The organism is Pseudomonas sp. P5_A12 (assembly GCF_056400685.1).
The window spans coordinates 1-12,566 of the sequence record NZ_JBFUKU010000041.1 but is presented as its reverse complement, the minus strand read 5'-3'; the positions used below and the strand labels follow the sequence as shown (position 1 = coordinate 12,566).

Genomic DNA, 12,566 nt, shown 5'->3' with positions numbered 1-12,566 from the left:
GAACCCCTGTAGGAGCGGTCTTGCCCGCGAAGACGGACTCAATGTCACCGAACGGTCAGGATAAGGTCTGTGCCTCAGGTACCGCCACTTCCCGGACACAAGCCCCCCGCAACTGCCCCTCAAACTGCTCGATAATCGCCGCCCAACCCTGGCGGCTCGCATGCTGGCGCGCATTCAGCCGCACGCAACGCAAAGTCTCGCGTTCTTCCAGCAGCCACACTKCCGCATCGCAGAACGCCTCTTCATCCCCCGGCATCGCCAGCACGCCATTGTAGCCATGGCGAATATGCTGGGCTGCTGCCGCCTGGTCGTATGCCACCACCCCCAATCCAGACGCCAGTGCTTCAAGCACCACGTTGCCAAAGGTTTCGGTCACGCTCGGAAACAGGAACACATCACCTGAGGCGTAGTGACTGGCCAACGCTTCACCGCGTTGTGAGCCGCAGAAAACCGCTGCGGGCAGTTCCTGCTCCAGTGCCGTCCGTTGCGGGCCGTCGCCGATTACGATCAAACGCAGGTTGCGCTGTGGATAAGTGGCTTTCAGTAGGTCAAAACTGCGCTTGAGCAAACCCAGGTTTTTCTCGGGGGCCAAGCGCCCGACATGAATGACCGCAATGTCATCTTCGGCCAATCCCCACTGTTCGCGCAGCAATGCGAGTCTTTTGCTCGGATGAAACAACTGGCTGTCGACGCCCCGAGAGAGCAATGCCAAGCGTTCGAAGCTTCGACGCTCAAGCTCCATGCGCTGGCTGGGGCTCGGCACCAAGGTCAGGGTCGAGCGGTTGTGGAACCAGCGCAGGTAATGAGTCAGCAATCGGGTCAGCAACCCCAGCCCGTATTGGCTGGAGTACTGCTGAAAGTTGGTGTGAAAGCCGCTGACCACCGAGATCCCCAGCCGCCGTGCTGCGCGTAACGCAGATAAGCCCAGAGGTCCTTCGGTGGCAATGTACAACACGTCCGGGCGATGCCGCGTCCAGCGCCTTAGCAGCTTGTGCATCGAAGACTGACCCCATTGCAAACCCGGATAACCCGGCAGCGGCCAGCCGCGACACAACAGCAAATCATCGTCACTGCTCAGCTGCCGATCAGACACCTGACGTGGCCGCACCAATTCCACCTGATGCCCGCGCGCGCGCAAGCCATCGCACAAGCGGCCGAGGGTATTGGCCACGCCGTTGATTTCCGGTGGGAATGTTTCAGTGATCAGGGTGATATGCAGAGCTGTCGTCATGACCTCAGTGTCGGCTGAGGCCATGTCGGCATTGTGGCGCTTTGATGATGGATTTGTGACCCGATCAGCGCTGGACCACCAGATTTTCCGCCCCGCGCTCACGCACCCAGAACAGCGTCGCCCCGGCCACGGCCGCCGGCATCATCAGGATGTTCACCACCGGGATCAGCAGCACCAGATACACGCTGCCGCCAAAGCTCATGCTCTGCCAGCGTTTCTGCCGCAGCCAGGCGAGCATCTCGTTCCAGCCCAGTTTGTGGTTATCCGCCGGGTAGTCGATGTACTGGATCGCCATCATCCACACCCCGAACAGCAGCCACAGCGGTGCGGCAATAATGTTGACCACCGGGATGAAGGACAGGATGAACAGCCCGATTGCCCGCGGCAGGAAGTAGCCCAGTTTGCGCATCTCCCGKGCCAGGGTGCGCGGGATCATGGCGGTCAGCTCACCCCAGCTGAAGGCCGGGAAATCGTCGGTGCCGCGCACCACCACTTCGACTTTTTCCGCAAGGAAGCCGTTGAACGGCGCGGCGATGACGTTGGCGAGCATGGTGAAGGTGAAAAACACCATCAACACCACCAGCACCACAAAAATTGGCCAGAGGATGTAGCTGAGAAAGTTCAGCCACTCGGGCAGGGTCGGCATCAGTGTATCGACCCACAGGCTGAATTGATGGCCGGCCAGATAAATCAATCCGACGAACAGCACCAGGTTGATTGCCAGTGGCAACAACACGAATAAACGCAGGCTGGGGCTCAGAACCAGCTTGAGGCCTTCGCGCAGGTATTGCGGTCCGGACAGGACAGGTGCGGGCATAACGTGCTCCGGGCAGAGGTAATCGCGCCGACCTTACCGGCTTTGCCAGAAGGGGGAAAGCGCGGCAGGGGAATCGACATTCACTGTAACAAAGACGTCTATAGAGTCTCGGCAGTGGGATAGAGACCACCTATGAGCTGGATTGTTAAACCGTATTTCCTTAATCTTCGCCCCCTCGATACGCTGCACCCAATCTTTTTGCAGGACTGTCGTTCTCAAACCTTCCCCAAGGTCAACCACGGTCCTTTTTTATTCCCGCCGGCAACCCGGCGTTCCGCGCCCGGTGTTCAGGGCCGGTCAACAGGAGCAGGTCATGTCTGAAGCCCGTCATTCGCGAGTGATTATTCTCGGTTCCGGCCCTGCCGGTTACAGCGCTGCGGTCTACGCCGCCCGTGCCAACCTCAAGCCACTGCTGATCACCGGCATGCAAGCCGGCGGTCAACTGACCACCACCACCGAAGTCGACAACTGGCCGGGCGACGTCCACGGTCTGACCGGCCCGGCGTTGATGGAGCGCATGAAAGAACACGCCGAGCGCTTTGAAACCGAGATCGTTTTCGATCACATCAATGCCGTGGACTTCGCTTCCAAGCCATACACCCTGGTCGGCGACAGCGCGACCTACACTTGCGACGCTCTGATCATCGCCACTGGCGCCAGCGCTCGTTACCTGGGCTTGCCGTCCGAAGAAGCATTTATGGGCAAAGGCGTTTCGGCCTGCGCGACCTGCGACGGTTTCTTCTATCGCAACAAGCCTGTGGCTGTGGTCGGCGGCGGCAACACCGCTGTTGAAGAAGCCCTGTACCTGGCCAACATCGCCAGCAAGGTGACCCTGATCCACCGTCGCGAAACCTTCCGCGCCGAGAAAATCCTGATCGACAAGCTCAATGCCCGGGTTGCCGAAGGCAAGATCGAGCTGAAATTGAACTCGAACCTGGACGAAGTACTGGGCGACAACATGGGCGTGACCGGTGCCCGCCTGAAGAACAACGACGGCAGCTTCGACGAACTGAAAGTCGACGGCGTGTTCATCGCCATCGGCCACACCCCGAACACCTCGTTGTTCGAAGGTCAGCTGACGTTGAAAGACGGCTACCTGGTGGTGCAAGGCGGCCGTGAAGGCAATGCAACGGCGACCAGCGTCGAAGGTATCTTTGCCGCCGGTGACGTGGCTGACCACGTTTACCGTCAGGCCATCACCTCGGCCGGTGCCGGCTGCATGGCAGCACTGGACACCGAGCGTTACCTGGACGACCTGCAAAACGCCAAGTTCTGAGATCGTTGAAATGAAAAAACCGGCCTCGGCCGGTTTTTTTGTGCCCGCGATTTTGTGGCCGAACAAAGAACCTGTGGGRGCGAGCTTGCTCGCGATAGCGGTGTATCAGTCGACATCAATGTTGAATGATGAATTGCCATCGCGAGCAAGCTCGCYCCCACAGGGGGTATGTGGCTTGCCCGGACTTTGGGTTCAGGACAATTTCTTCAGGCAGGCCTCAAGGATGTCCAGCCCTTCCTCCAGTACCGAGGCTTCGGTAGTCAACGGCGCCAGCAGGCGGATGATATGGCGCGACTTGCCGCTCGGCATCAGCAGCAACCCTGCGTCCCGCGCAAGGCTCAGTAGCTGCGTCAACTGCGCCGATGCCGGTGTCCCGTCGGCGTTGATCAACTCGACGCCACGCATCGCACCCACGCCAGTCAATCGACCCAGATAAGGTGAAAGTTTGCTTTCGCGCCAGGCTTCGTAGCGGCTGACAATCGCTTCTTCCTGCTGYGAGCCCCAAGCGTGCAGATTAGCGTCGGTCATTTCATCCAGCGTCGCCAGCGCAGCGGCGCAAGCAATGGGGTTGCCCGAATAAGTACCGCCCAGACCGCCCTTGGGCAAGGTGTCGAGTAACGCTTTGCGCCCGACCACCGCACCCAGCGGCACGCCGCCGGCAATGCTTTTGCCCAGCAGGATCAAGTCCGGCTCGATGCCCAGTCGCGAGAATGCGAAACGCTGGCCGGTGCGGCCGAAGCCAGACTGGATTTCATCAGCGATCAGCAGAATGTTCTTTTCATCGCAGAACTTGCGCAGCGCATGGGCGAACTCCACGTCCATCGCCAGGAAGCCCGCTTCACCCTGCACCGGTTCGACGATAAAGCACGCGACGTCGTTCACATCGATCTCGACGCTGAACAGGCGATCCATGGCCTTTATCGCTTCGGCACAGGTCACGCCGTTGTCCTTGCTCGGATACGGCAAGTGAAACACCGGGCCTGGCAGCACGCCGACTTTCTGTTTGTAGGGAGCGACTTTGCCGTTGAGGTTGAGGGTGGCGAGCGTACGACCGTGAAACGCGCCGTCGAAGGCGATCACGGCGGTGCGGCCGGTGGCGCCACGGACGATTTTGAGGGCGTTTTCCGCCGCTTCCGCGCCGCTGTTGGTGAGCATGCCGCTGACCGGGTAGTCCACCGGAATGAAAGCGCTCAGGCGATCCATCAACTCGATGTAAGGCACATGCGGGGCGGCGTTGAATGCGTAGTGGGTCAGTCGGGTGGCTTGTTCGCGGATGGCGTCGACGATACGCGGGTGGCAATGGCCGAGGTTCAGTACACCGATGCCGCCGACGAAGTCGATGTAACGCTTGCCATCGGTGTCCCAGACCTCGGCATTTTTGCCGTGGCTGAGCGTGACAGGATGAACGATGTTGATCGACTGGCTGATGGATTCGCTGCTCATGGATGACCGACTCTGAAGAAGGGATGCTTCTTTTTATCTAAGCCGTGAGCAGCGGTGCCCGGCAAACGAAATAAAGTTGCCGGGTCAATCTTAAAAGTCGGGATGTGTTGCGGCCCTTGTAGGAGCACGGCTTGCCGGCGATGGCGTCTCTGAGATCGCTATCGCGAGCAAGCTTTGCTCCTACAGAAAAAGCGTTTAGCGGCGAGTCAGTGGCTGCTGAGTGAACTTCACGCCGGCCAACCCGTGGGCAATCAATGCGCGAATATTGCCGTGGTCGCTGCCATCAGGCGTTGCGACCACCGAACGGTAATGCTCGCCAAACGCCAGCAGCGCTTCTTCATCGCTCAGGCCTTCCAGCAGCGCCAGACCCAGGGTCTTGCACGAACCTTCGTTCTGGCCGGCCGCGTTTTCCACGCCACCGTTGTTGAAAGCCTGTGGTTGATAGTCGTAACCGGCGGCGATGAAGGCCAAGGTATCGGCAAAGACGTGTTCGCCGCTTTTGAGACGGGTGCGCAGGGTGTTCAAATCACTCATTTGGTTTTCCTTTGGCAAACGCCGCTTGCTGTTCGGCGCTGGCTTCTTGCTGGTATTGGGCTTTCCATTCGGCGTACGGCATGCCGTAAACCACTTCACGGGCATCATCGAGGCTGACGTCGATCTGGCGTTCGTCGGCGGCGGTCTTGTACCACTTGGACAGGCAGTTGCGGCAGAAACCGGAGAGGTTCATCAGGTCGATGTTCTGGACATCCTTGCGGCTGTCCAGATGGGCCACCAGCCGGCGAAAGGCGGCGGCTTCAAGTTCCAGGCGTTGTTGATCGGTCATGGGGGGCCTCTGCGAGGCAGCTTTAAGCGGTAAGCTTCAAGCTGCAAGTGGATTGCGGTGGCTTGTAGCTTAACGCTTGAAGCTTGAAGCTTGAAGCTTAGCGGCTTGCCGCAAGCGTAATCGACACCGATTCGGCGAATCGCAGCGCGTGAGGCTTGTCGACTTCAACTTCGGCGTACAGCACCGACGTGTTGGCCATGACCAGATCGAGGATTTCCTGGGTCAGGCGTTCGAGCAGCGCAAAGCGATTGCCCTCCACGTGGGCGATGATTGCCTTGGTGATGGTGCGGTAGTTCAGGGCGTGATCAATATCGTTGTCACGCACCGCTTCCTGGGCCGCATACAGGATGGTCAGGTTGATCAGCACATCCTGCTTGTTGAGGATTTCATCCTCGTTGATTCCGATGTAGGTCCGCAGGCACAGGTCCTTGACCCGGATGCGTGCCATTCCTGGTTGAAGTTGTGGCATTACGACGTGCTCCGTCCAATCAATTGCAGGAACTCCTGGCGGGTGTTGCTCGACTCGCGGAAGGCGCCGAGCATCACCGAGGTGTTCATGGTCGAATTCTGTTTCTCGACACCGCGCATCATCATGCACATGTGCCGGGCTTCGATGACCACCGCGACGCCGGCGGCATTGGTCACCTGTTGCACCGCTTCGGCAATTTGCCGGGTGAGGTTTTCCTGGATTTGCAGGCGGCGGGCAAATATGTCCACCAGCCGCGCGATTTTCGACAGGCCCAGCACCTTGCCCGTTGGAATATAAGCCACATGGGCCTTGCCGATGAAGGGCAGCAGGTGATGTTCACAGAGCGAGTACAACTCGATGTTGTCGACAATGATCATTTCATCGTTGTCGGAGGCGAACAGTGCGCCGTTGACGATCTCTTCGACACTTTGTTCGTACCCATGACAGAGGTACTGCATGGCTTTGGCCGCGCGCACCGGGGTGTCGATCAGGCCTTCGCGATCCGGGTTCTCACCGAGACCGATGAGAATCTCGCGGTAGCTCTGGGACAGGGCGTTCTGGTGCAGGGTTAGCGTCATGGAAAATCCTCGCGGGGCATCTTATTTGATGTGCCGTCCGCCGTTGACGGTCAGGGTGGTGCCGGTGACATAAGGGTTGTCGAGCAAATAGCGCAGGCTCTGGTAGATCACTTCGCTGCCGGGTTCGATGCCCAGCGCGGACTTGGCCAGCGCCTTGGCGCGGTAAGCCGCGTCATCCTCGGGGTTGAACATTAGCAGGGCGGGCGCGATGCCGTTGACCTTGATTGTCGGCGCGTATTTCGCGGCGAAGGACAGGGTCAGGCTGTCGAGCCCGGCTTTGCTGGCGCAATAGCCGATGTGCTTGCTGCTGCCCTTGCGGGTCACATCATCGCTGATGTGCACAATATCTGCCGGGCTTGAGCGCTGCAGCAAGTCGGCACAGTGCAGGTTGATCAAGTAAGGCGCAAGCATGTGCACGCTGAACATGCGGGTAAAGGCGGCAGCTTCAGTGTCCGGTGATTCGGTCAGCCATTCGGAGGCGTTATGGACAATCGCCCGCAGGCTGTGAGTGTGGGTTTTCAGGGTGCTGATGAACGCGAGGATCCCGGCTTCAGTGGAGAAGTCGGCAAACACTGCGGTGGCGCCCAGATCACGCAGCGTCTGGACGCCGGGGCGTTCGCTGCGGTAGCTGAAAATCACCCGCTGGCCGTCTTCAATCAAACGCTGCGCACAATGCAGGCCGACACGCTGGCCGGCACCGGTGATGAGGATGGGGGCTGCGGAAGAGGTCATGAACGGCTCGCGTCGCGGTAAGAGCAAAACTATACCAGCGCGCGGCGTCATTCACCTACCGTGGGGCTACCCCCTCCACATTGGGATCATCGATTTTGTGGGAGGGGCTGGGAGGGCAGCGGCCGTGGTGCCGCGCTGTTCAGCCAATTGGCTAGCAGACGGGTYGACAATGGAATGAAGAAGTAGACCATCAACGGCGTCAGGCACAGCGTGCCGATGAACACCCGCGGCAGCAGGCTCATCTCGCTCAGCAACGGCCCGAGGACAAAGTTGAACAACAGGGACACTGGAAAGAACGCCAACCAGATCGCCACTGCCTGTTTCCAGCGTGGCGGGCGCTGACCGACCGCGCCGAACCAGCCCTCGATGCCGCTGACGCGATGTTCCGTCTTGTGGTCAAACAGGTCGCTGCCACGCGCCAGCCAAGCCGTGCGCGACGCAGAGTGCTCCCAAGCGTGCAGGGTCTGCTCGTCAGCAAAGCGGAAGATAATCTGGAATTCGTCATCGGCGGGCGGCGGAGCAAGTACGCCGGAGCCCAGATAGCCGGGAAAATCGGTGGCCAGTTGTTCACCTTCGCGCAACCAGACCATCAAGTCCTGGTAGCGTCCTTCGGCAACGCGGCGCGCAACCATCAACGTGACGGGTGAGGTAGACATTTTGTATCTCCATATGACAGTTGCGGTACTCCGGGTAGGAGTTTCGCCAGGCGCAACGCCGGGGTGGTGGGCTGCGCTTTGAGACAAGCAAGGATTATTCCTGATTCTGGCTAATACACCAGCGTGATTCGTCGATTATCAAGCTGTTGAATTGTTATGCGGCAGAAGAGTTAGAATGGGATCCAATTTTCCATGGACGCCGACTATCTGATGCCTGTCCTGACTGACGTTACTTCCTCCTCGCAATCGGATCTGTCCCTTGATCGGGAGGAGCTCTTTCCTATTCGTGAGGTAGCGCGTCTGACGGGCATCAACCCGGTAACGCTGCGCGCCTGGGAGCGGCGTTATGGTTTGATCCAGCCCACGCGCACCGAAAGTGGGCATCGGCTGTACTCGATGAACGATATCGAGAAGGTTCGCAGCATTCTCGACTGGATCGACCGCGGCGTTGCGGTCAGCAAAGTCGGCAAGATCCTGGCCAGAACCGAACCGCTCAAGGCGCTGGCGCAGATCATTCCCACCGAACTCGTTCAGGCTGATTACGCCCAATGGCAACAGCAGGTTCAGGCGGTGGTCAGCGCCTTTGACGAGGTTCGGCTGGAGCAACTCTATGGTCAGATTTTTTCCAGTTACCCGTTGACGGTCGTGTTTCAGGACATTTTGCTTCCGGTCTGGAAGCAATTGCTTCTGCGGCATGAAACGTTCGGTAAGACCAGCGAGTGGCTGTTTATGGATGCTTTTCTGCGTTCCCGTGTGTTGCAACGCCTGCTGCTGGTACGTGTCATGCAACCTCGCCGAGTGATTGTCTGCGCCTTGGCCGATCAGGCCCGTGAGCTGGACGTCCTGGTCACCGGCCTGTATCTGAGCAGTGTCGATCTGGCGATACAGCTTCTCGCTATCGGACAACCCTTCGACGAGTTGACGCTGGTCTGTGAGAGGGTAAAACCTGCGGCGCTGGTGCTAGTGTCCAATCATGCACCTTCCCCGGAGCTGCCGCGTCGCTTGAACCGGCTGGCCATGAGCCTCGACTGTCAGCTGTTGCTGGCGGGGGATGCGTCGGACCTGGCGCAAGAAAGCCTGGCCGGATCATCGATCGGGTGTCTGGGGAACGACGCAAGGGTAATGCGCCAGCGTCTGAAACAGTACCTGGCGGGAAACCTTGATACCTGAAATTCAGATGTGCAGCGCGGGGTGTGTCAGGCGATGTTGCTGAAGGATGTACTGGCGCAGACGCTCGGTTTCGTCCTTGTCAGACTGACTCAATTCGTAGGCAACGAAGCCTTGCTCGGTTTCACGCTCAAAGGTGCCGCGCAATGCAATCCGTTCGTAGCCTGACGGGCTGAACCACAAGGCAAAGTGTTTGGGTGGCTTGGTCTTGTTGCGGACTTCCAGTAAAACTCCTTTGAACGAGATTTCGTGCACATACATTGCGCCTGGCTGGCCTTTGGCATTCTCCAGCGCCACAGGTTCTTCAAGTACCAGGCGCCAAGGACGAGCCATTGGCCCGTCCTCGTAAATGCTAGGCACGCCCAAACGTAAATGCAGCGCGTGAAACTCGTCTTCCACCAAGTGCAGCGGAAAGGTCATTTGCTGATTTTCGAAATGGGCCTGAATGGTGACTTGCTCATGAGCCGCGAGGCGCGTGAGCAAATCACGTATCTGCGAACCACTATTAACCAGCAGGCTCGACGTCGCATCCCGCACATTGAGCTGTGGGTTGTGCTGCATGGTCTGGATGAAATCCAGTTCGTCCTGAGTCAGGAGTGCGTCGCGCTGCATGGCTTGCTCGAAAGATACGAAGTCATTGGTGATTGTAGTAAATGACCATCAATTCACAGTTTTGTTTAGGCCGTTCGTCGCTTTCAGCGCAGAAAGCTCGGCGTGTGCCTCGGCCAACTGGGCTTCCAGTTGCGCAACACGTTGCAGCGCTTTGACCTGGGTCGTGACGTCCTTCTGGACACCGACGAAGTATGTCTGCCCGTCGTTCGGGTTTTTCACCGTCGACAGCGAGAGTTCATTCCAGAAGGGGGTGCCGTCCTTGCGGTAGTTCCTGAGGATTTCCCGGCAGGATCCTTCCTTGTTCAGCGCCTCACGAATGGTGGCAAGTGCTTCCTGGTCCCGGTCACCGGACTGCAAGAAGCGACAATCCTGATAGAGGATTTCTTCGTTGGTGTACCCCGTCAGACGTTCGAATGCCGGGTTGACGTAAATCAGGATGTTGTCCTGCTCGCCTTCCTTTTCGGCAATCACGATGCCGTCGTTGGAAGCATTGATCACCATTTGCAGCAGCTGAGCATTGATCATCGGAGAATCCATTCCGCAGTGATTGAGCGCAGCATTCTAAAAGAACAATACGGGTCGTGCTGTTAATATCCGGTTTTCACTCAGTTTCAGGATCAGATTGATGAAAGTCGCCATCCTTTCCGGCTCGGTATACGGCACCGCCGAAGAAGTCGCCCGTCACGCCGCGAGTATTTTGAACTCCGCCGGTTTCGAAACAATGCACAACCCACGCGCGTCACTGGCCGATGTACTGGCTTTCGAACCGCAAGCGTTTCTGGCGGTGACGTCGACCACTGGCATGGGCGAATTACCGGACAACCTGCAACCGTTGTATTCGCAAATTCGTGATCAGTTGCCCGCCGCCTGGCGCGGTCTGCCGGGGGCGGTCATCGGCCTGGGCGATGCGAGCTATGGCGATACCTTCTGTGGCGGTGGCGAGCAAATGCGTGAATTGTTCGGTGAGCTAGGCCTGCGTGAAGTGCTGCCCATGCTGCGCCTGGACGCCAGCGAAAGTGTGACCCCGGAAACCGATGCCGAGCCCTGGTTGGCAGATTTGGTCAGCGCGTTGCAGTGAAAATCGGGTTCGTCATGGTACGAAATTGCTGAATAGGTTATTGGCGTCGGGCCTTTGACACGGATCCAGGTTCATTGCGCCACTGACTCGCTAGGCCATCAAGCTGGCTGCCAATGCAACTACACGAAGACCGGGGGCTGACTAGACTGGCATAACGACAGCACAACAATAATAACAGGAGGTCATGCCGTGAATGTTGCCCCCGTCCAGTCGCCCCACAGTGTCAAAGGCCAGGTCAGTGCCGCCGAGTGGCAAACCCGCGTCGATCTGGCGGCCTGTTATCGTTTGGTCGCCGCGCATGGCTGGGATGATCTGATTTTTACGCACATCTCGGCCAAGGTGCCGGGCACCGAAGATTTTCTGATTAACCCGTTCGGGCTGATGTTTCATGAGATCACCGCGTCGAGCCTGGTCAAGGTTGATCAGGCCGGCAACAAGCTGATGGACAGTACTTACGACATCAATCCGGCGGGTTACACCATTCACAGCGCCGTGCATGAAGTTCGCCACGATGTGGTCTGTGTGCTGCACACCCACACCGCTGCCGGCGTGGCGGTCTCGGCGCAAAAGCAGGGCATTCTGCCGATCAGCCAGCAAGCCTTGTTTGTCCTGTCCAGCCTGGCTTACCACGCGTATGAAGGCGTGGCGCTGAACCATGAAGAAAAGGCGCGTCTGCAAGCCGACCTCGGTGAAAACAATTTCCTGATGCTTCACAACCACGGTTTGCTGACCTGTGGCAGCAGCATCGCCGACACGTTCCTGATGATGTTTACCTTCCAGCGTGCCTGCGATATCCAGGTGATGGCGCAGAACGGCGGCGCCGAATTGATCACCATTGAACCGCAGATTCTGGCGGGCGCCAGGGCGATGATCGCCGGCGTGACCAAAAGTGCTCAAGGGATGGGTGGCGCGTTGGCCTGGCCAGCACTGCTACGCAAACTCGATCAACAAGACCCGGGATATAAACTCTAATGCCACTCGCCGAGATCCCGCTGTGTGTCTGGCGCAAACGCGGCCAGACTTTTATATTCCGTGGCCAGACGATCCGCTATTGGACGGCCGGGCAGGGTGAGCCGCTGTTGCTTATCCATGGTTTTCCGACCGCCAGTTGGGATTGGCATTACCTGTGGCAACCACTGGCGCAGCGCTATCGGGTCATTGCCTGCGACATGCTCGGCTTCGGCGACTCCGCCAAACCGGTGAACCACGAATACAGCCTGCTCCAACAGGCTGATTTGCAACAGGCATTGCTGGCGCATTTGAGTGTCACACAGCCGGTGCACATACTGGCCCATGACTACGGCGACAGCGTGGCGCAGGAGCTGTTGGCCCGGCATTACGACCCCCGCATTCATATTGCCAGTTGTGTGTTCCTCAACGGCGGCCTGTTTCCGGAAACCCATCGCCCTTTGTTGGCGCAAAAACTGTTGCTCAGCCCCTTGGGCTGGATGATTGGCCGTGCCTTCACGCGTGACGCGCTGGTGAAGAGTTTTCGGCAGATTTTCGGTCGGATGACCCGTCCGACGGAAAGTGAGATGGATGATTTCTGGGGGCTGATCAACAGCAATCACGGCCCTCGGATCATGCACAAGCTCATCACGTATATTCCAGAGCGGCGAGTACAGCGCGAGCGTTGGATCGGCGCCATGCAGCGCGGTGAAGTGCCGTTGCGCGTCATTGATGG

At 58.5% G+C, this 12,566-nt stretch carries 16 protein-coding genes; 5 read left to right on the top strand and 11 right to left on the bottom strand.

The window, feature by feature from the left end:
• Positions 1-55 precede the first annotated feature (55 nt).
• Entirely contained in the window at positions 56-1,255 is a 1,200-nt protein-coding gene (locus AC1DSG_RS08715; protein ID WP_477790516.1) for a glycosyltransferase family 4 protein, read from the bottom strand.
• A gap of 40 nt (positions 1,256-1,295) precedes the next feature.
• On the bottom strand, positions 1,296-2,048 hold the full coding sequence (gene cysZ, locus AC1DSG_RS08710; protein ID WP_477790515.1) for a sulfate transporter CysZ: 753 nt from the start codon (positions 2,046-2,048) through the stop codon (positions 1,296-1,298).
• A 313-nt stretch (positions 2,049-2,361) separates the two neighbouring features.
• Here cysZ and trxB point away from each other — a divergent pair, with 313 nt between their 5' ends.
• Positions 2,362-3,324, top strand: a complete 963-nt coding sequence (gene trxB, locus AC1DSG_RS08705) for a thioredoxin-disulfide reductase (protein WP_223516535.1) — start codon at positions 2,362-2,364, stop codon at positions 3,322-3,324.
• A 192-nt stretch (positions 3,325-3,516) separates the two neighbouring features.
• On the opposite strand, the gene AC1DSG_RS08700 is transcribed toward trxB, so the two are convergent.
• From AC1DSG_RS08700 to AC1DSG_RS08670, 7 genes are all read right to left on the bottom strand, one after another.
• Positions 3,517-4,767 (bottom strand): 2-aminoadipate transaminase, encoded by a 1,251-nt coding sequence (locus tag AC1DSG_RS08700; RefSeq protein ID WP_477790514.1) that lies wholly within the window; start codon positions 4,765-4,767, stop codon positions 3,517-3,519.
• A 195-nt stretch (positions 4,768-4,962) separates the two neighbouring features.
• Positions 4,963-5,301, bottom strand: a complete 339-nt coding sequence (locus AC1DSG_RS08695; RefSeq protein WP_477790513.1) for a HopJ type III effector protein — start codon at positions 5,299-5,301, stop codon at positions 4,963-4,965.
• The gene (locus AC1DSG_RS08690; RefSeq protein ID WP_477790512.1) at positions 5,294-5,590 is read right to left on the bottom strand and encodes a DUF1244 domain-containing protein; all 297 of its coding nucleotides are present in this window, start codon (positions 5,588-5,590) and stop codon (positions 5,294-5,296) included. Before AC1DSG_RS08690 ends, AC1DSG_RS08695 begins: the two co-directional genes overlap by 8 nt.
• A 97-nt stretch (positions 5,591-5,687) precedes the next feature.
• Complete coding sequence (gene folX, locus AC1DSG_RS08685; protein ID WP_027924563.1) at positions 5,688-6,059, bottom strand: dihydroneopterin triphosphate 2'-epimerase; 372 nt, start codon at positions 6,057-6,059, stop codon at positions 5,688-5,690.
• A complete protein-coding gene (gene folE / locus AC1DSG_RS08680) occupies positions 6,059-6,637 on the bottom strand; it encodes a GTP cyclohydrolase I FolE (RefSeq protein ID WP_477790511.1) in 579 nt (192 codons plus the stop codon). Before folE ends, folX begins: the two co-directional genes overlap by 1 nt.
• A 21-nt stretch (positions 6,638-6,658) precedes the next feature.
• Positions 6,659-7,369 (bottom strand): dihydromonapterin reductase, encoded by a 711-nt coding sequence (gene folM / locus AC1DSG_RS08675; RefSeq protein ID WP_477790510.1) that lies wholly within the window; start codon positions 7,367-7,369, stop codon positions 6,659-6,661.
• A gap of 86 nt (positions 7,370-7,455) precedes the next feature.
• Entirely contained in the window at positions 7,456-8,025 is a 570-nt protein-coding gene (locus AC1DSG_RS08670) for an antibiotic biosynthesis monooxygenase (RefSeq protein WP_477790509.1), read from the bottom strand.
• A 210-nt stretch (positions 8,026-8,235) separates the two neighbouring features.
• Here AC1DSG_RS08670 and AC1DSG_RS08665 point away from each other — a divergent pair, with 210 nt between their 5' ends.
• Positions 8,236-9,195: a MerR family transcriptional regulator gene (locus tag AC1DSG_RS08665; protein ID WP_477790529.1), complete on the top strand. Its 960-nt coding sequence runs from the start codon at positions 8,236-8,238 to the stop codon at positions 9,193-9,195.
• 3 nt (positions 9,196-9,198) lie between these two features.
• Here AC1DSG_RS08665 and AC1DSG_RS08660 read toward each other — a convergent pair whose 3' ends face one another.
• Together AC1DSG_RS08660 and AC1DSG_RS08655 are read right to left on the bottom strand one after the other, a co-directional pair.
• Positions 9,199-9,804, bottom strand: a complete 606-nt coding sequence (locus AC1DSG_RS08660; RefSeq protein WP_477790508.1) for a hypothetical protein — start codon at positions 9,802-9,804, stop codon at positions 9,199-9,201.
• Positions 9,805-9,852: 48 nt separating this feature from the next.
• Positions 9,853-10,329 carry a PAS domain-containing protein gene (locus AC1DSG_RS08655; protein WP_477790507.1) on the bottom strand — a complete coding sequence of 159 codons (477 nt, stop codon included), beginning with the start codon at positions 10,327-10,329 and terminating at the stop codon, positions 9,853-9,855.
• Positions 10,330-10,429: 100 nt separating this feature from the next.
• Here AC1DSG_RS08655 and AC1DSG_RS08650 point away from each other — a divergent pair, with 100 nt between their 5' ends.
• From AC1DSG_RS08650 to AC1DSG_RS08640, 3 genes are all read left to right on the top strand, one after another.
• The gene (locus AC1DSG_RS08650; RefSeq protein WP_477790506.1) at positions 10,430-10,882 is read left to right on the top strand and encodes a flavodoxin; all 453 of its coding nucleotides are present in this window, start codon (positions 10,430-10,432) and stop codon (positions 10,880-10,882) included.
• Positions 10,883-11,071: 189 nt separating this feature from the next.
• On the top strand, positions 11,072-11,854 hold the full coding sequence (locus AC1DSG_RS08645; RefSeq protein ID WP_477790505.1) for a class II aldolase/adducin family protein: 783 nt from the start codon (positions 11,072-11,074) through the stop codon (positions 11,852-11,854).
• The coding region (locus tag AC1DSG_RS08640) for an alpha/beta fold hydrolase (RefSeq protein WP_477790504.1) at positions 11,854-12,566 on the top strand (713 nt) is incomplete at its 3' end. The genes AC1DSG_RS08645 and AC1DSG_RS08640, both read left to right, overlap by 1 nt.

Excerpts from the sequence above, each read along its gene's own strand:
- AC1DSG_RS08660 (WP_477790508.1), bottom strand. The coding sequence starts at position 9,804 with ATGCAGCGCGACGCACTCCTGACTCAGGACGAACTGGATTTCATCCAG.
- folM (WP_477790510.1), bottom strand. The coding sequence starts at position 7,369 with ATGACCTCTTCCGCAGCCCCCATCCTCATCACCGGTGCCGGCCAGCGT.
- folE (WP_477790511.1), bottom strand. The coding sequence starts at position 6,637 with ATGACGCTAACCCTGCACCAGAACGCCCTGTCCCAGAGCTACCGCGAG.
- AC1DSG_RS08650 (WP_477790506.1), top strand. The coding sequence starts at position 10,430 with ATGAAAGTCGCCATCCTTTCCGGCTCGGTATACGGCACCGCCGAAGAA.
- AC1DSG_RS08665 (WP_477790529.1), top strand. The coding sequence starts at position 8,236 with ATGCCTGTCCTGACTGACGTTACTTCCTCCTCGCAATCGGATCTGTCC.
- AC1DSG_RS08690 (WP_477790512.1), bottom strand. The coding sequence starts at position 5,590 with ATGACCGATCAACAACGCCTGGAACTTGAAGCCGCCGCCTTTCGCCGG.
- AC1DSG_RS08695 (WP_477790513.1), bottom strand. The coding sequence starts at position 5,301 with ATGAGTGATTTGAACACCCTGCGCACCCGTCTCAAAAGCGGCGAACAC.
- AC1DSG_RS08655 (WP_477790507.1), bottom strand. The coding sequence starts at position 10,329 with ATGATCAATGCTCAGCTGCTGCAAATGGTGATCAATGCTTCCAACGAC.
- trxB (WP_223516535.1), top strand. The coding sequence starts at position 2,362 with ATGTCTGAAGCCCGTCATTCGCGAGTGATTATTCTCGGTTCCGGCCCT.
- folX (WP_027924563.1), bottom strand. The coding sequence starts at position 6,059 with ATGCCACAACTTCAACCAGGAATGGCACGCATCCGGGTCAAGGACCTG.